We start from the raw sequence: 18,050 nt of genomic DNA, 5'->3' as shown, positions 1-18,050 counted from the left end.
ATGTATCTCTTCTGTTTTGTTAACTCTTCTGTTTTATGACCAACTTTAGTAAAACGAGAACCATTTATGTTTCCTGCCTGATAGCGGGGTCAATGCTGGTTGGATGCCATTCGTTCAGCGAACTAACACCAACGGTTGACACCAGCGATTTGATTCGTTCAGCCCGACTGCAAGCGGTCAGCTTGTCTGAAGGGTTTGAGGTAGGATCAACAAATCCTAAAACAGCCTACGATGTTTCGCCCGCTGGCTCATCCAGTGGCGACAATGTTACGCTTCAAACTAAATCCTGGAACTTGTACGATGCAGTGATTGGTAACCTCAGTGGCGATTTGAAGGCAGGTGCCTGGTCGGCACGAATTCGAAATACGGGTAAGATTACTATGCTGTTCGATGTCACAACCGGCATCAGCACGGTTAGCATTAAACACGGCACCTATGGCACCGATGCCGCCAGCCAATGGAGTTTATGGTACTCGACCAATGCGGGTAGTAGCTGGACTCAAACGGGAGTTGCTACCACAACAACGTCGACAATTCAAACCCAAACCTTTACCCTCAATGTAACGGGAAGCGTTCGGCTGGAGATTCGTAAAGTGTCGGGCTCAACGAATCGAATCAACATCGACGATATTCTCATTAACGATTATTCGGGCGGCACACCACCACCACCGACTGGCAAAGTCTTCCTGTTCGATGCCAGCCATCTGGAAAATGCAGGTAGTGCCGATTGGCAGATCGACGCCGATGGTACCGAAAGCGTACCTATGTATACTGGCGGTACAACGGTAGAAACCAAAGCGCAGCGAGTGCCAACACCTTCTTACACCGGCATTACCTCAACCACGCCCGAAACCTATTGGAAAGGCGGTATTTCGTCGTGGGCCGTAGAACTGGTGAAGCGCGGAAATCGGGTCGAAACATTGCCAAGCGGCTCTGTCATAACCTATGGCAATTCGACCAATGCGCAGGATTTGAGTAATTATGCCGTTTTTGTAGTTGTGGAGCCCAATCGGCTATTTACAGCAGCGGAAAAAACGGCGATCATGAATTTCGTTTCCAATGGTGGTGGTCTGATGATGATTGCCGATCACACGGCTGCGACCACCGCCGGTACCGATGCCAACGGGTATAATCCATCAGACCGTGATGGCGATGGCTTCGACTCGCCCCGCGTTTGGAATGACCTGATGTCCAACAACGGCATCAACAACAACAAGCCATTTGGTTTCGTAATAGATTATGTCGACATCAGCGATCAGCCAACTACCAAGGTATATACCGGCACGAATACCAATGCCCAGAAAGTACTTGGTGGTTTGGCCGGAACGGCCTCTAAACTGGCCTTCTACAATGGCTCGACGGCTACGCTATATCCGACCAATAACACGAATGTTCAGGGCCTTTTCTGGCGGACGAGCAGCACCCTGAACGGGACAACCGGCGTGATGGCACTGCTATCGACCTATGGTACCGGACGGGTTGTTTTTGTGGGCGATAGCTCCCCCGCCGACGATGGTACCGGAGATACGAACGATAGCCTGTTCAATGGCTGGTCGGGCGATTCTCCATCCGGATTTACGTCTCACCCGGCCTTGCATATCAATGCGTCGCTGTGGCTGGCTAAGATTCAGTAAAACAGCCGTGTGGTAGTCGAATCACGCTGTCCTGAAATATACTGTGGCTATGTTGATATGCTGGCATTGCCCCAATACGCGTCAGTATCTACAAGAAAATACCCGGTGGCTGATTTCTGACTTTTGTTGAAAAACGCAGAAACAACCACCGGGTTTATGAATTTGCGAGAACGGGCAACCTCGTTTTACGAATAGGCCTCAGCATTTAGTAGCCGCTATATTACTCGGAGCGCAAACTCTTTACCGGGTTCATCAGGGCGGCTTTGATGCTCTGGAAGCTGACCGTCAATAAAGCAATGCCGATGGCCAGCAACCCCGCCAGTGCGAATATCCACCACTCGATATCGACCTTGTAAACGAATCTCAGAAGCCATTGATTCATAGCCCACCATGCCAGGGGAGACGCAATGAGAATGGCAATCAGCACCAGTTTCAGGAAGTCGGTCGATAGCAAAGTGACGACGCTGGCAACTGAAGCCCCCAGCACTTTTCGAACCCCGATTTCTTTGGTACGCTGCTCGGCTGTGAATGTTGCCAGACCAAATAGACCCAGGCAGGAGATGAAAATGGCCAGCAGTGCGAAGTAGTTGGCCAACTGACTGACGACCTGTTCGCTCCGATAAAGGTTTTCATATTCCTGATCGGAGAACTGGTACGAGAAGGGTGTTTTGGGGTTTAACTCCTTACAAAGTTTCTCCAGACCTGTAATGACTTCTTTCGTTTTGCCCGCTTCGGCACGGATCAGGATAGTCCCCCATTTTGGTTTGGGGTCTAGGCGAATGATCAAAGGCTCAATGGCCTGACGCATGGAATTGAAATGAAAATCGTTCACGACACCGATGATTCTGCCATGAATTCCACCCCAGTCCAGCGGCTTGCCAATCGGGTTTTGATACCCGATTTTAGCCAGGGCCGTTTCGTTAATCATAAACCCGAGGGAGTCTGTGCCATACTCTTTTGAAAAATCCCGTCCTTCCTTTAGCTGAAGATTCAGCGTCTTGACAAAGTCATACCCAACGGCCGTATTGGCAAAAGCCGTTCTCAAATTCGGGTCTTTCCCCGACCAGCTAATGTCATCTACATGGTGTCCAATGCCGGTTGGAGATTCCCGCATTCGGGATATGGTCGAAACACCGGTCAACTTGCCCGCTTCTTCTTTGAAAAGGTCGAATTTCTGTGTCAGATCACCTTCGATGGGTATGTAAACCAGATTCTCGCGGTTGAAGCCCAGATTCGCCGTCTGTACGTAGTTCATCTGCCGGTAAATGACAATTGTGCCAACAATGAGCAGAATCGATAAACCAAATTGAAACACCACCAACCCCTGCCGGAAAAAGGTGGCTCCCGAACTAAACCGGAGCCGTGATGACGGACCACTCCCTTTCAACACCCGAATCGGGTTGAGCGAGGACAGAAACAGGGCCGGATAACTACCGGCAACAAAGCCTGTCAGCAGAAGCAGACCCAGCAAACTAGCCCAAAAAAGTGGGTCATTGATCGGCAGGATCAGCATTTTACCCGTCAGGGTGTTAAACGCTGGCAGCAAAACCACTACCAGTACCACAGCCATACCCATAGCCAGGACCGTTAGCAACATGGCCTCGCCCACAAACTGTCCCATCAGCGCCGAGCGGGCTGCACCAACCACTTTTCGCACACCTACTTCCTTTGCCCGTTTAGCCGAACGTGCCGTGCTGAGGTTCATGAAATTGATGCAGGCAATGAGCAGAATAAAAATGGCCACGATGCTGAATAAACGTACATACTCAATACGACCTCCGTCCAGATACCCATCTTTAAAGGTAGAATGGAGGTACTTTTCCGGGTAGGGCTGTAAACCCAATTCGACCAGAAAACCTTTGGTTTTGGGTAGGTATCTATACATAAAATCCTTGATCTTCGCTTCCACACGAGCCGCGTCAACTGGTTGACCAGCACCGTCGGGGCGAAGCTGCACGTAGGTGACGGGGTCCGTGCTGGTCCAGGTTTTTGCCCATTCGTTATCTTTAAGTAAATCACTCCACGGACGCAGGTAATCGAACTGTACCGACGAGTTGGCGGGTAAGTTTTCAAAAACGCCGGTTACCTGTAAATCTTCCTTGTTTTCGTACCGGATGGATTTGCCAATGGCTTTTTCGGGACTACCAAAAAACTGTTCGGCCATCTTGCGGGAGATGGCAATACTGCCCGGTCGGTTCAGGGCTGTAGCGGGCGTTCCCTGCAAAAAGGGATAGCTGAACATCTTGAAAAAATCGGCTCCGGCGAATGTTCCATATAACTTATTGATTTTATCCCCTGCTTCAAAAGTGGTGCTGTATGGCCACTCCAGGCTACTGGCATACTGTATTTCGGGAAAGGACCGCTTCAGTTCGTCGGCCAGTGGCCCCTGGGTAAAATAGCTGGCGTACACTTTTCCATCGAAGTGCTGCCGTTCATATATCTGGTATAGATGCTTCCCGTTGGCATGAAAGCTATCCACTTTACGTTCGTCCTGCACCCAAAGTAAGATGAGCAAACTACTCATCATACCCAGGGCAAGACCTGCCAGGTTAATGCCCGAAAAGGCTTTGTTGCGAACAATGTTTCGCCAGGCGATTTTGACGTAGTTGCGGATCATAACAGGGCTTACAAAAAAAGGTTGACTGTATTCACTAGTTGGTTGTCGTTTCATCAGGTTGGGCCGCATTAGGCTGGGTCGCATTAGGCTCAAGACGTCCTTTATATAGCGCCAGCGAGCCTGTCGCAAGCCAATTTGTTCGATGCGTTGCTGAAATAACTCATCCAGATCGTCTTCCAGTTCATCGATCCGGTGGGGAGCGCAGAACCAGTGTAATAGGCGCGTGGCGAAGCGGGGCGGAGACATAATGTAGAATGTAGAATGTATTAATTGCGGAGTTATTGATTATTCATTACCCATTATTCACTATCCATTCTACATTATTCGTTACTATGGCCTCCCACATCTGATTGCGCACCTGCCGCACCTCCTGCAATGCCCGTCGACCAGCCGTTGTAACGGAGTAAAGTCGCTTTCGCCGGCCACCGCGTTCGGTTGTTACGCCACCTAATTCTGACGTCACCAGTCCCTTTTCGGCGAGCCGGTTCAAGGCGGAATGTACAGCACCCAGGTTGACCGAGCGGTTCATCTGCTGCTCGATTTCTGTAACTACGGCTGCTCCATACGCATCTCCCGACCGGATCGCTACCGCCAGTAATACCACTTCTTCAAATTCGCCTAAGTAGGTTCCCTTCATGGCCGATCATTAGTTGTGTATATGTATAACAAATGAACGGCCAAACTAAAAAAAGTGCCACCCCGATTTGGAATGGCACTTTTTAAACTGTGACTCGTAGTAATAATGTCCAGAAACGGACAAGTCTCGTACGTATCTGGACAGGGTGGGTTACATGTCCAGCTTATCTTTTCTAAGAATCCTGGCCCGGTGCTGGATGCCCCAATCGCGTAAGGCTTCGATAATGCTGTTCAGGGACTGGCTGTATTCGGTCAGTTCATATTCGACCGTGACAGGCATTGTCGCGTAGACACGCCGAACAGCAAACTCGTTCATTTCCAGTTCTTTCAATTCTTTGCTGAGGACTTTGGCTGTAATTCCCGAAACTAGCCGCTGCAACTCGCCGAAGCGCTTTGGCCCACCGCTCATCGCAACGATTATGGGTAGTTTCCACTTGCCACTCAGAACATAGAGGGCGTCCTGAACCGCTTGTGAGCTCTGTGTACAGTCTGCTGCGGAATGGGCGGGTCTTAAGCCGTTGACAGGTGAAGGAGTTGCCTCAGGAATAGTGCTCATGAATTAAAGGTAACAGGCTAGTTTCATAAGGCCATGAAGTATCCTAAAGTATAGTGGTATCCTTTGGTATAGTGCTTACAAAAAGATAGCTGGTTTTGGTAGGTTTGCTTTTTAATCTGTAATAACTGAAGGTTACTGTTAATTGTACTTATCATGAATCCAAAAATAATGCGTATCCTCACAATCGTTATGACCGTTTTGGCGTCTGGTATGGCCATTCTCAGTGGAGTAATGAAGTTGACCCAGTCGAAAGAGGTAGTTGACACACTCACGAAAGTGGGGGCAGGGGACAAAGCAATTAGTCTGGGCTTGATGGAAATCGGCTTTGCTGCTCTGTTCATCTACCCTAAAACCATGAAACTGGGTTTCATTTTGCTTTCCTGCTACTTTGCCGGGGCACTCGCCACCGAAATGACTCACGGTTCGCCCCTTAACGCATTTCTTCCTCTTGTTCTAATCTGGATTGCCGCTTTCCTGCGCGACAAAACGATTTTTTTGCCTGCGTCGGTGGAGTAGTGGAGTGGTGATTGGTGGAGTGAGTGTAGTACCGACCGTCCCGGTCGGTACTACACTCACTCCACTTATTTCACTCACTCCACCATTTTACTATTCATTACGCAAACTCTTTACTGGGTTCATTAGGGCCACTTTGATGCTCTGGAAACTGACGATCAGGCCAATGAGTAGTAGAAAGAACAAACTAATGAAACCAAATGAGAACATGCTGACGTCGATGTGATAGGCGAAAGTTTGCAACCAATTCTCCATAAGCAGATAGGCTACGGGGTACGCTACCAGCATCGCGATTAACCATGCCAGGATAAACTCCTTCATAAACAACAGGACAATCCCTGGCACACCCGCGCCCAGTACTTTGCGAATGCCCATTTCCTTCATTCGCCGAACTAAGCTCAGCGAAACCATCGCCAGAATACCCAACATAACAATAAGTAGCGCCAGTAGGGTAGCTGTCTGTGACGCTTTTTTTAGTTGAATTTCGGCTTGATACAATTGCTGCAATGCTTCGTCGGTAAACGAATACTCGAAAGGCGCGTCAGGGAGCAGTTCGTGGAATCTCTTCTCGATACTGGCCAAAGAGCCGGGTAAATCGCCGGAGCTAAGTTTAACCGAAAAGTAAGCGAACAGATAACCGGCTCCGTTGATATGGCCGATGGCCGCAGGCATAATCTTTTCCTTCATCGAGCGAAAGCTAAAATCCTGCGTCACGCCAATGATGGTTATGGGACTTCGGTAACCCTGGATATAGACCTGTCGTCCAAGAGCCGCTTCCGGGTTGTGGTAACCCAATGCCTTCACGGCTGACTCATTAAGCACGAGTTTGTTTTCCTGCTCTGCCCGCGCTGAAGACGTATAAAACCGACCGGCAAGCAGTGGTATCTGGTATGTTCGAACAAAATTTTCGTCGGTTTGGAGGATGGATGTCGACATGGCTTCGGTAGAATCTTTTTCAACCGGATACAGGTGCAGGTCGTAGGCCGGACCGCCTTTGAGGCTCGATGAGGAAATACTTATGTCTTTTACCACGGGCAATCGGGCCAATTCGTTCCGAACGGCTTCTATGCTGGCCACGCCCTGTGGTGTCCAGTCACGGGGTAGGGATAGCAGTACAATCGACTCTTTATTGTAGCCTAAGTCTTTGTCAAATAAATAGGTAACCTGTTGGGAGACAATCACAGCTCCGCAACCCACAAGCAGCGCAATGGAAAACTGAGTCGTTATCAGGAACCGCCTGAAGACGATCCCCTCTTTTACTGATTTCAATTTACCTTTTAAGGAATCGACCGACGGTAAAGAAGATAGGATAAGTGCGGGATAGAGTCCGGCCAACAGTCCAATCAGGAGCGTCGACAAGCTAAGTACAACTGGGAAATAAGGTGATACCGTCCAAAGTGAGTCGATTTTCTTGCCGACTATATCGCCGAATGAAGACCGGAATAACTCGTAAAAAAGCAGCGATACGGTCATCGACAGCATCGCTATTATGGTCGACTCAGCCAAAAACTGGACGATTAATTGCTGTTTTTGCCCACCCAATGATTTTCGTATGCCAATCTCCTTAATGCGTGAGCTTGAGTTGGCCACCGCGCTGTTGACGAAATTGACGATAGCCATCAATAGGATAAACAAGGCTATTCCTGATAGCGTATAGATCGTTTTCCGGACAATGCCCTTGTTAAAATCGCGGTAGTAATCTTTAAGTGGTGTGAGGTAGGGCTGTAGATTTTTACGAACGGTTTTGGGAGCGTAGGTGGCCAGAATCTGCTCCATTGGCTGCTGTATATCTTCCTGGTTTATGCCTTCTTTTAACTCGATGTAGTTGGCTATATTCCAGGTCATCCAGCCATCCGCATCCGTGCGGCCCTGCAAACTATTGAAAGGGATGAAGACGTTTACCGGCAAATCCCACAGGTAGGTAACCGAGTTTTTGGGCAGACTTTTCAATACGCCCGTTACCACAAATTCCTGCTTACTGCCAGTGTAATTGCTCAGAGTAAGGACTTGCCCGAGTACATCCGTTTTACCAAAATACTTGATGGCGTTTTCTTCCGTAATCACCACTGAATTTGGCGCCTTGAGGGCTGTTCGGGCATCGCCATACAGCATGGTAAACCCAAACATGGAAATCATAGTTGAATCACCTGCTTGGGCTACCTCCCTGACAAAATGCTTGTTCCCGTTGGATATGGCGGTAGTAAGTACGTCGAACCGGTAATAGTTAGCGACTAAGTCGGGGTATTTTTCTTTCAGCGTTTTTCCCAGCGGGGCCACCGTTACATCTTCATAACCTAAACCGGGCTGTTTCCATTTACTGCGGATGATGTATTGATTCGTTGCATTTCGTAATTCGTTATTTACCTGTAATTCGCTCCAGACGTAGCTGCCAATAAGCAGCGTGAACGTCATACCAACGGCTAGACCAATGATGTTAAGCAGGGCATAGAATTTGCGCCGGAGCAGATTTCTGATCGCAATTTTAAGGTAGTTTCGTAACATGGTCTATCCGTAGCTTAGTCGGTCAGAAAGATACGTAAGTTATTTATAGACAGACCGTTAATATTTGTTAAGGAGCATTTGTATTTATTCACTTTACTCACTCCGTAACGATTTCACCGGGTTCATCAAAGCGGCTTTGATGCTTTGGAAACTGACGGTCAGCAAGGCAATGGCCAGCGCCAATAGACCGGCAATGGCAAACATCCACCACTCAATGTCGATTCGATACGCAAAGCCCTCAAGCCATAGACTCATAGCCCACCAGGCAAGCGGAACGGCAATGACAATAGCGATTATAACCAATTGGATAAAGTCTTTTGCCAGTAACTGAATGACGCTGGTAACACTAGCCCCCAATACTTTACGAACGCCAATTTCGCGGGTGCGAACCTGTGCCGTATAAGCCGCTAACCCGAACAGGCCTAAGCACGAAATGAGGATGGCAATGGACGAAAAGATCGTGAACAGAAGCCCGGTTTGCTGCTCGGATTTGTAGAGGTTATTGAATACATCGTCCAGAAATGAGTACTCAAACGGGAAGTCGGCATTGTAGTGTTTCCAGGACTTTTTTGCCGAGGCTATGGCGTTTTCAGCCTCCTTTCCGGTTGTCTTGATATAGATTGCCCCCGAGTACTGGGGTTCGTAAAAAAATATGGAAGGCTCTATTTTTTGCTTCATTGACGCAAAATGAAAGTCCTTTACTACACCGATAATGGTGCCGTTATGCTTCCAGAGCCGGAACCGCTTGCCAATCGGATTATCGAGTCGGGCGGCTTTAACCGCCGTTTCGTTCAGGATAAAATGCAGCGAGTCGGCAACGGCTCCGCTAAAGTTGGCACCCTGTTGTAGCTTCATATCGAAGAACGGAATAAAGTCTTTGTCGATAGCTACAGTGTGCATCATCATGGTTTCGCCCTGTGCTTTTCCATCCCAGTCATTGTCACCGGTCTGGCCACCCAACTGGACAATATTGGCATTGGCGCGGGTAACGGCCGTTATACCCGGCTGACTTAAGAGGTCGGCTTTCACCGCGTCGTAATGCTTGTTCATGTCCCGCATAAAAAAAGCGAACACATGCGTTTTGTCATACCCTAGTTCCTTGGAGCGGATGTATTGCAGCTGGTTGTTGATAATAAACGTCCCCGCAATAAGAATGACCGAAACGGCAAACTGGACCACGACCAACAGTTTCCGAAACGAGGCTTCACTTAACCGGGCCGACACTTTGCCTTTCAGTGCTTTCAGGGGCTCAAACGACGACAGCAGCACCGCCGGGTAGATACTCGACGCGGCCAGCGTACCGATGATAGTCAGTCCGATAATCTGCCAGATGTGGTAGTCGCTGACATTCAGAACGAGTTCTTTGCCCGCCAGTTCATTATAAAAGGGCAGTAAACCATAGAGCAGACTAAGGGCCAGCACGGCTGCCAGCGAAAAGAGGAGCGTGGTTTCGACTAGAAACTGTACGAACAATTGACTCCGGGCGGCTCCCACAATTTTACGCATACTCACTTCTTTGGAGCGCAGCAGAGAGCGGGCAGTAGACAGGTTTACATAATTGATACAGGCAATCGCTAAAATCAGCAACGCAATAATGGAGAACATCCTGACTGTTTCGATGCCTCCTTCCGTGCCGTCGGCTTTGTACAGGTGCATAGCGGGCAGGGCCTGTAACAGATAGGTAAGGTCAGTATCGTCGGGTTTATTGCGGAGGTGAATCGTGCGCAGTTTAGTCGCCAGACTTGCAATCGATGTGTTTGGCTGAACTAGCAAATAAGTAGAATACCTGAACTGCGAAAAATCGTTGTCCATGTTTTTTCCATCCCTGTTGTCTGCGTATATATTCTTGAAGAACAGGGAGAGTGGTAAAAACATATCGCCCTGAATAGACGAATTTTTTGGGAAATCCAGAATAACACCACTGACCGTGAACGCGGTGTTATCGTTAGCCGCCAGTACTTTGCCAATCGGATTTTCGTCGCCGAAATACCGTTTAGCCGTCGTTTCAGTAATAACAATTGAGTTGTTATCGGTAAAGGGTTTCGCCGGGTTGCCCCGGATCAGGTTGAAGTCAAATACCGAGAATAGGGTAGGGTCGGTAAAGAACGTTTTCTCTTCGCTGATGGTCTTCTCCTTGTATTTAAACAGCGTATAGGCGTAGTTCTCCGTTAGCCGAACGGCCTCTTTTACCTCCGGGGTTTCCCGCTTGGCGAAGCCCGCAATGGGTGCGACGGTAGTTGTCCAGATTTGCCGACTGCTGCCAGTACCCGCCCAGTTTTCGAGTCGGTATATAGACGACGATTGGGCATGAAACCGGTCGAAGCTCAACTCATCCTGCACCCATAAAAGAATCAAAATGCCAACCGCCAGCCCGACGGTTAGACCTGAAATGTTGATGAAGGAGTAAAATTTGTTCTTGACCAGATTGCGCCAGGCGGTTCTGAAATAGTTGCGGATCATAGCAGGATTGAGTGAAGACGTAGTCCGGTAATTTGATGGTGAGTAGTGAGTGAATTCGGCACGCTGAATTGGGTTACTTGCCGGTTTTCGTTTGATAGTAGATGGATTGAAGAATCCCAGTACATCCCGCCAGTATCGCCACTTGGCACGTCGTTCGCCAACGCGCTGTACCTGATACGCAAACTCTTCGTGCAGGTCGCCTTGCAGCGATTCGAGCAGGTGCGGTGCCACGAACCACGTCAGTAAGCGGTCAGCCAGACGGGGCGGTCCTACGTTTCGGGGCTTTATCATACGCTGGTTACGGGTTTAAACGGGTTGACCAGGCGGCTCCACAGACTAACGCGAACCTCCTGAATTTCCTGCAACGTCCGCCGACCATAGGCAGTCACCGTAAACAGCCGTTTCCGGCGGCCACCGCGCTCGGCGGTAGGTTCGCCCATTTCGGATTTCACCATGCCCTTATCTTCCAGCCGTTGCAAGGCCGCGTGGATCTGGTTCAGCCGCACCGAGCGACCGGTTTGTTCAATGATCTCGTGGGTGAGGGCAACCCCATACGCCTGCCCCTCCAGTACAGCAACGGTGAGTAGTACGATCTCTTCAAACTCGCCCAGGTAGGTCCGTTTCATAGCGGTTCATTAGTTCTATTTTTGCTGAGCAAATGCCTTGCCATAACAAAAAAAGCCCACTGAGAGGGCTTTTAAGGGACTTTTTGAGGAAGAACTGATATTGGGTTGTCCAGATTCGGACAAAATCTGTACGGTATGGGACAGGGGTAACCGGATTGACCACCCCCAACCCCCTCCTTGAAAAAAGGAGGGGGCTTAAACAAGGATACCCTTAGCGTTGTCTTATCCTGGTATAGATGGGAGCAAGAACAGGCTACCCTTCGGCATAGCCCCCTCCTGTTTTAGGAGGGGGTTGGGGGTGGTCGTTTCGGTTGGGGGTGGTAAAAGGCGGTAATCCCTACTCACTCCGCAACGAATTCACCGGATTCATCAGGGCCGCTTTAACACTTTGAAAGCCGACGGTCAGCATGGCAATGACGACAGCCAGAGCACCCGCCAACGCGAAGACCCACCAATCGAGGTCGACTTTGTAGGCGAAATCCTTAAGCCATTGGCTCATAGCCCACCAGGCAAGGGGAGATGCTAATAACAGGGCGACAAAAACCAGCTTCAGGAAATCTTTAGTAAGTAGCGTGACGATACTCGCTACCGATGCCCCCAGCACTTTACGGACGCCAATCTCTTTAGTGCGCTGCTGTGCGGTAAACGTAGCCAGCCCGAACAGACCCATGCATGAAATCAGAATGGCAATAGCCGTAGCCATGTTGACAAGCTGACCGGTTTTTTGCTCCTTTTCGTAGAGTTTAGCAATGGAGTCATCCAGGAATGAATACTCAAATTTGCGGTCGGGGTAAACGGTTTTCCAGGCTTGTTCCAGACGGGCAAGCGTGGTTGTCAGGTCGCTGAGCTGTTTGCCCTTGGTAGCCAGTTTTACACCTATGTTTCGAGCCTGCGGCATGTTGGCGATGAATACCGGGCCGATCTTCTCGTGGAACGACTGCTCATGAAAATCGGCTACCACACCAACAACCGGGACGGTTTTGTCCTGAAAACTAATCAACTGATTCAGGGCATCGGCTGGTTTTTTGAAGCCTAGGGCTTTGGCATACGTCTCGTTGATGACCATCTCGCGGAGAGAGTCGCTTTTTAGGTAATTCCGGCCAGCCAGAAGCTTCAGTTGATAGAGGGGAATAAAATTCTCGTCGCCTACTTTGGCCGAAACGTCCATGTCTATAGCCTTTTTCGGCCCCCGATAAGTTAGTTTAGTCACCATGAAGGCCTGTCCCATAGGCGGAAACCACTCCATCGTAACTCGCTCGACACCCGCTAACTGCCTTATTTTCTGAGCCAGTACCGGCCCTTTTTCATCGCGGCCCGGCCGGATCGAAACGATAGCGTTTGCCCTAAAACCCAGGTCCTTGTTGCGCATAAAGTTAAGCTGTCGACTCACCATGAGCGTGCCGATTATGAACACCAACGATATGGTAAACTGAAACACAATCAAACCCTTTCGTAAGTATCCTTTCTCCCCGCCTTTGCTGGTCGTCTGGCCCTTTAACGTTAAGGCTGGTACGTACGAAGAGAGCATCCAGGAAGGGTAAAATCCGGCTAATAGTGAGGTGGTTATGGTAACAAAAAGCAGAAATCCCAACGTTTGCCAACTGAACAAATTGATTGTGAGTCCTTCTGGTGTCAGCGATTGAAACGCGCTGAGTATGGGGCCAACAAGTAGCAAAGAAATGAGAACGGCAACAAGCGTTAGCGTGGCGGTTTCGCTCAGAAACTGGAACACCAGATTAGCCCGGCTACTGCCCATTACTTTACGAATACCGGTTTCCTTAGCCCGTTGTGCCGACTGTGCCGTGGCCAGATTAATGAAATTGATTGCAGCGATCAGCAAAATAAACGCGGCAATCGCCATCAGGCCATAGAGCGTGGGTAAATGCGCTTTACGGGAGTAGTTGTCGTCATAATCATCGTTGAAGTGGAGGTCGGCCAGGGGTTGCAGGGCGGGCGTAAATTTTAACTCCATACTTTTCGGGAAATGGAGTTTTCCAAACCGCTGAAACTGGCTTGTGAACTGAGCAGGTGCCGCACCTTCGGGAAGTTTTACAAATGCCTGTGAGGCCGACCAGATATCATTCCACTGATCGAGGTCGATGCTTTTTTTGAGTTGACTGGCCCGGATGGTGGCAAATGAGATAAAGTCGGTGAACACAAAATCACTTGGCTGCTTCCACGCTCTCACGATACCCGCCACACTCACCTGCACCGAATCTTCATAAATGATCTCTTTCCCCACCATACTATTGAGCGGAATATCCCCGAAATAAGTACGGGCTTTCTGCTCGGAGAGTACCACCTTGAAGGGTTCATTGAGGGCGTTCTTAGGGTTGCCTATCAGCCATTCGTACTTGAAAATGTCGAAATACTGCGGGTCTACCACCACGATTTCATCATGTCTGCTGCTTTGAAATCGCTTCGGTTTCTCTTGTCCCGTTGGGATGAGCACATCAGACGAGATATTGTGAAACGCTGCCACCGTTTCCAGCCCGCTAATCTCCTGTCGAATGGCTCCGGGAACAGCATTGGGAATGAACCCTACGGGATGCTTCTCCCCCGACTTACCGTATTGCGACTCGCCTACCAGCCGGTAAATCCGGCCGCTATCGGGGTGGAATGTATCGTAGCTCAGTTCGTAGTTCGTAATGAGGTAAATAACCAGACAGGCCGTTATACCCAGTGTAAGCCCGAACAGGTTAATGAGCGTGCTGACTTTGTGTTTAGTCAGGTTGCGGAGCGAGGTTTTGAGGTAGTTTCGTAGCATGACAGGACGTAGAATGGGAGATGAAACAAATTCACTGGGTTCTCGTTTCAGGGCAAATGGGCGAATAAAGCGCAACACGTTGACCCAGTAACGCTGGCTGGCACGTTGGCTACCCACATCCCGTACATCGCGCAAAAACCGCTCATATAAATCGCCCTGTACCTCCTCCAGTAAGTGCGGGGCACAGAACCATTCGAGAAACCTGTCGGCTCGGCGGGGTGGTGTGTTTTTCATTGTAGTGCCCACCGTTTCGGTCGGCTGTGAGATTAACAATAGGCTATTCACCCGACCGAGTCGGCCGGCACTACACTTACTCCGCTTTTAAACTCTTCACCGGATCAATCATGGCGGCCCGTAACGACTGCCCGCTAACGGTTAGAAAGGCAATTGAAATCGCAATAAGTGCGGTGGCGATGAACATCCAGGGGCCAATACTGATGCGGTAAGGATAGTTGCTAAGCCATTCCTGCATAGCATACCAGGCGGCCGGGAAGGCGAAGATGAACGAGAGCGAAACCAGCTTCAGGAAGTCGGTCGACAGCAACTGAACAACGCTGCCAACCGAAGCACCCAGTACTTTCCGAATGCCGATTTCCTTCGTGCGTCGCTCGGCCGAAAGGGTGGCTAACCCGAACAGGCCGATGCAGGAAATAAAGATGGTAAGGATGGCTCCGTAGAGCATCATCTGCTTCCATTTGGCCTCCGACTCGTACCGTTTCAGGTTTTCCTGATCCAGAAACTTATACGAATAGGGGTTAAGGGGAAATAGCCGTTTAAAGACTTTCTGGATGTGCCGAAGACTGGCCGTTTCTGTACCCGGTTTGATTTTAATAAACGCCTTACCATAGTCATTGCTTTGTCTCATGGTAAATAGTTGCGGCTTTATTTTCTCGCTCAACGACTGATAATGATGATCTTTCACGACGCCGACGACGGTGTACTTTTCATTCTTGAACCAGAAGTCAACGACTTGACCAATAGGCTTTTTCCAGCCTGCTTCTTTAACGAACGTTTCGTTGACCAGTATCGAATGCGACGAATCGGAGGGGAACGATGCTGAAAAATTTCGCCCTTTCACAATCGGTATGTCAAAGAGCGGTAGATAGTTTTCGTTGACTGTTTCGTAGGTAAAGTTCACTTGCGTTTCCCCGTTAATTTTAGCCGTTGTACCCCAAAAGCCGCCATTCTTGGGTGCGACGTCAATGATGCTCTGACTCTTGATCAATTCTTCTTTTAGTAGTTTGGCTTCGCTTCGTTTCATGTTCGACTTGTCGATCACTACCAGATTTTTATCGTCGTAGCCTAATTCTTTACTGGTCAGAAAATTGAATTGAGAGTAGATGGTCAGGGAGGCAATGATCAGAAAAGAAGCCAGCGTAAACTGGAGTACTACGAGTGATTTCTGCAAGTAGTTTTTCCCGGAAAGATTAAATCGACTATACAGTGTTTGAACCGGACTGTAGCCCGATAAAATGAGGGCGGGGTAAAATCCCGATAACAGGCTTGTGATAATAAACAGGGCGAAGTAGCCCGCAACCAGTTTAGCGTCAAACAGATACGAGAGCGCAAGAGATTTGTCTGCCAGTTGATTGAACGTTGGTAAGGCCAGTTCAATCAGGACGATAGCAAACAGAAAGGCCGCAAAACACAACAGGAACGATTCGCCTAAAAACTGGATGATCAGTTGCGTTCTGGCCCCGCCAACTACTTTTCTGACACCTATTTCCTTGGCTCGTTTCAGGGAGCGGGCCACGGTCAGATTGATAAAGTTGATACAGGCAATCAGAAGAATGAAGAGCGCAATGCCCGATAAAATATACGAAAAGGTAGGGTTGCTTTCGTCAACAAGTCCGTTGCTGGCCGGTAGTTCTTTACTCAGGTGCATGTCGGTAAACGGTTGAAGCATGTACACCGTTTTGCCCATGATGCCGAACTTTTTGGTAACTGATTTAATACTCTCCCGTGCATCGGCTACGTAGACCTGATTCATTTTAGCCTCCACCGCCTTCAGGTTTGCTCCGGGGCTGACCAGTACGAACGTGTTCATGAAGACACTGAACCAATTCTCATTATTGGCCATCTCTTCAGCCCCGATCACCAGCGGCATAAGCACATCGAACTTAATAGACGAATTTTGTGGGCATTTTTTCGCTACGCCCGTCACGGTGTAAGGCTCGAATTTGTCTTCATAGTCTTTAAAAAACAGCGTTTTGCCCAGCGCGTTTGTCGTACCAAAGTTTTTCTCCGCTATGTCCTCCGATATAACAACGGTTTTTGGCTGTTGCAGCGCGGTTTTTGGGTTGCCGCTTAACAGTGGGAATGTGAAAATTGAAAAGAAACTGGTATCGGCGAAATGAACGGCCTGGCTTTTTATTTCATTGCCCTGTTTCATATCCAGCTGGTTTTCCCGATACCGTACAAAGTCCGTTATTTCCGGGACTCCCTCGTGGAATTTTGGCCCCGGAAAAACACCGATGTATGCCTGTAAGTAGTCAACAATGCCAGCCGGTGTCAGCGATTTGCTGGTGATCCGGTAAATAGACGGGTTTTTCGCATGAAAGCGGTCGTAGCTAACTTCGTCTTTGGTATACAGCATGATCAGCATAGCCGCTGCCAGACCAATGCTCAAACCGATAATATTAATGGCCGAGTACGCCTTGTTTCGGGCGAGGTTTCGGAAGGCGATTTTAATATAGTTCTGTAACATAGCCGGGCTGAATAAGGAGACTGAAGGGTATAGTTCGGATTGACGTTTCAGCGCAAATGGCCGTATAAAACGAAGCACGTTGAGCCAGTAACGACGATTTGCTATTGCAGAGCCCGCCATTTGGACATCACGTATGAACCGCTCGTGCAAATCGCCCTGTATTTCCTCCAGCAAGTGAGAAGCGCAGAACCATTCGAGCAGGCGGTCGGCCCAGCGGGGCGGCATGTTCATAGTGAATGATGGTTAATGAATGATGAATAATAAAATGTATTCAATTGATTTGGAGCGTGATTTACACCCGGCGGTACCCTTTTGTACATTATACATTACACATTTTCCATTAACCTGCAATGGCCGGTAAGGCAGTTGGAGAAATGGAATCCCACAACTGGTCACGCATAGCGCGGATGTCGTGTAGGGCACGGCTACCCAGAGCCGTAACCGTAAAGAGACGTTTGCGTCGTCCGCCCCGTTCGGCGGTGGCTTCGCCCATTTGCGACTTAAGCATGCCTTTCTCTTCCAGCCGATGCAGGGCCGCATGCACCGCACTGATGCTCACCGAGCGACCTGTTTGCCGGTCCAGTTCGTCGGTGATGGCAACACCATAGGCACTCTCGTGCAGGACAGCAACCGTCAGTAATACCAGTTCTTCAAACTCACCCAGGTACGTTCGTTTCATGCCAAAAGAATAAGATCAACTTTTGTAGAACAAATGCTTTGCCAAGTTCTAAAAACGCTGTCCTGAGCTTGCATTCGCCTTATCGGGACAAGTAGGTTTGTCCGAAATCGTACACCGCTGTCCGATGGTGAACATTCCGGATAGGGGGAGTTCGTCTTTTGGTGAGATTTAGGGCGTTTTTTTGTCATCCCGACCAAAGGAGGGATCTTAAACTTGCCTATTAGTCGACTTTAAGATCCCTCCTTTGGTCGGGATGACAAAAAAACACGCAATGCGAAATAAATTTCCAAGGCCAAGCCAGAGCTTGGCCCAGACAAGATCTCGTCCTTCAATTAGCATAACAATTAAATTGG

General features: G+C 49.1%; 11 protein-coding genes. 2 read left to right on the top strand and 9 right to left on the bottom strand.

Features of this window, described 5'->3' with window-relative positions:
* Window positions 1–35: 35 nt before the first annotated feature.
* Window positions 36–1,634 (top strand): hydrolase, encoded by a 1,599-nt coding sequence (locus CWM47_RS01560; protein ID WP_100986042.1) that lies wholly within the window; start codon window positions 36–38, stop codon window positions 1,632–1,634.
* Window positions 1,635–1,854: 220 nt separating this feature from the next.
* Here CWM47_RS01560 and CWM47_RS01555 read toward each other — a convergent pair whose 3' ends face one another.
* The 3 genes from CWM47_RS01555 to CWM47_RS01545 form a co-directional block, all read right to left on the bottom strand.
* Entirely contained in the window at window positions 1,855–4,497 is a 2,643-nt protein-coding gene (locus tag CWM47_RS01555; protein ID WP_240625671.1) for an ABC transporter permease, read from the bottom strand.
* A gap of 46 nt (window positions 4,498–4,543) precedes the next feature.
* Window positions 4,544–4,888 (bottom strand): PadR family transcriptional regulator, encoded by a 345-nt coding sequence (locus CWM47_RS01550; protein WP_100986041.1) that lies wholly within the window; start codon window positions 4,886–4,888, stop codon window positions 4,544–4,546.
* Between the two features lie 150 nt (window positions 4,889–5,038).
* Window positions 5,039–5,443 carry a winged helix-turn-helix transcriptional regulator gene (locus CWM47_RS01545; RefSeq protein WP_100986040.1) on the bottom strand — a complete coding sequence of 135 codons (405 nt, stop codon included), beginning with the start codon at window positions 5,441–5,443 and terminating at the stop codon, window positions 5,039–5,041.
* Between the two features lie 153 nt (window positions 5,444–5,596).
* Here CWM47_RS01545 and CWM47_RS01540 point away from each other — a divergent pair, with 153 nt between their 5' ends.
* Window positions 5,597–5,959: a DoxX family protein gene (locus tag CWM47_RS01540; RefSeq protein WP_100986039.1), complete on the top strand. Its 363-nt coding sequence runs from the start codon at window positions 5,597–5,599 to the stop codon at window positions 5,957–5,959.
* Window positions 5,960–6,049: 90 nt separating this feature from the next.
* Here the strand turns inward: CWM47_RS01540 and CWM47_RS01535 are convergent, their stop codons facing one another.
* From CWM47_RS01535 to CWM47_RS01510, 6 genes are all read right to left on the bottom strand, one after another.
* Window positions 6,050–8,458: an ABC transporter permease gene (locus CWM47_RS01535; RefSeq protein WP_100986038.1), complete on the bottom strand. Its 2,409-nt coding sequence runs from the start codon at window positions 8,456–8,458 to the stop codon at window positions 6,050–6,052.
* Between the two features lie 93 nt (window positions 8,459–8,551).
* A complete protein-coding gene (locus CWM47_RS01530) occupies window positions 8,552–11,209 on the bottom strand; it encodes an ABC transporter permease (RefSeq protein ID WP_240625670.1) in 2,658 nt (885 codons plus the stop codon).
* A complete protein-coding gene (locus CWM47_RS01525) occupies window positions 11,206–11,544 on the bottom strand; it encodes a PadR family transcriptional regulator (RefSeq protein ID WP_100986037.1) in 339 nt (112 codons plus the stop codon). Before CWM47_RS01525 ends, CWM47_RS01530 begins: the two co-directional genes overlap by 4 nt.
* Window positions 11,545–11,881: 337 nt before the next feature.
* Entirely contained in the window at window positions 11,882–14,545 is a 2,664-nt protein-coding gene (locus CWM47_RS01520; protein ID WP_100986036.1) for an ABC transporter permease, read from the bottom strand.
* A gap of 76 nt (window positions 14,546–14,621) precedes the next feature.
* Window positions 14,622–17,249, bottom strand: a complete 2,628-nt coding sequence (locus CWM47_RS01515; RefSeq protein WP_240625669.1) for an ABC transporter permease — start codon at window positions 17,247–17,249, stop codon at window positions 14,622–14,624.
* A gap of 109 nt (window positions 17,250–17,358) precedes the next feature.
* Window positions 17,359–17,697: a PadR family transcriptional regulator gene (locus CWM47_RS01510; protein WP_100986035.1), complete on the bottom strand. Its 339-nt coding sequence runs from the start codon at window positions 17,695–17,697 to the stop codon at window positions 17,359–17,361.
* Between the last annotated feature and the right edge of the window lie 353 nt (window positions 17,698–18,050).

It is taken from the genome of Spirosoma pollinicola (genome assembly GCF_002831565.1).
Classification (GTDB): Bacteria; Bacteroidota; Bacteroidia; order Cytophagales; family Spirosomataceae; genus Spirosoma; species Spirosoma pollinicola.
This window is presented reverse-complemented; position numbering and strand designations above follow the sequence as displayed.